We start from the raw sequence: 1,005 nt of genomic DNA, 5'->3' as shown, positions 1-1,005 counted from the left end.
AGTAGTAATAGCAAACTTCAAGGCAACAGGTACACCAACACCACAAGATCCACCAGTAGTAGGACCAGTAGATCCAAGTGTAAATCCAAATCCAGATGAAAATAAAAACTGGACAGTAACATTTGCAGCAGACCCAGCAAAGGGAACAATAGCAGCTGAAAATACATTCTATGTATTAAAGGATTCAGGAAAAACATTAGCTGACCTAGCAAGTAAAGCACCAGAAGTAACAGCAAAAACAGGATTTAAGGCTACAGGATGGAATCCAGTATTAGATGCAAACACACCAATAAATGGAAACCTAACAGTAAATGCAACATTTGAAAGAACAGGAACTAATCCTCCGACTCCACCTACACCTACACCAAATCCTAGTCTTGGTGACAAGATTGATGATACTAACAAAAAACCTGTTTATCCAATTGATCAAGATCAAGGCACTGGCGTAATTGTTAAAGAAACTGACAATAAGGATGTTATTGGTAGGGATGAAGATGGAAAGAATATTCCAGCTGTAATTAATCCAAATACTGGTGAAATTATAGTTAACCCAGGCAACAATGTGGATGGTCCAATTGTTGTAACTGTTGTTGATACAAAGACAGGAGAACAAAAAGACATTGTTATTGATGTCATTGGTCATTCTTATGGAAGGAACGATAATAGGGATTATGATCACAATAATTGGTGGTACACTCCATTTATACCAAGCTATTCAAGTTCATCTTCTAATACAAGCGTAAATACAAATGTAACAAAGAAAGTATCTAGACTTGAAGTAAGGTTAGTAATTGGTTCTAAAGAATTGAGAAAATCAATAGATGGTATAGAAGAAATAACAATGATGGACATTGCACCATTTATTGAAGGCGACAGAACTATGCTACCAATTAGATTCGTAGCAGAAGCCTTAGGATTTAATGTTCAATGGGATAATGAAAACAGAACAGTAATCCTAATTGATAAAGAAAATGTAGTTAAAATTCCAGTAGATACAAATCAAAT

General features: G+C 35.2%; 1 protein-coding gene. It reads left to right on the top strand.

The genetic code is table 11. The features are described 5' to 3' along the window. Positions 1-1,005, top strand: a 1,005-nt coding sequence (locus WMO19_RS09810; RefSeq protein WP_349171682.1) for a copper amine oxidase N-terminal domain-containing protein, incomplete at both ends; no start/stop codon positions are given.

It is taken from the genome of Peptoniphilus hominis (ex Hitch et al. 2025) (assembly GCF_040096015.1).
GTDB lineage: Bacteria > Bacillota > Clostridia > Tissierellales > Peptoniphilaceae > Peptoniphilus_A > Peptoniphilus_A hominis.
Note: the sequence above shows the minus strand (reverse complement) of the source record. Positions and strands in the feature narration are given on the sequence as shown.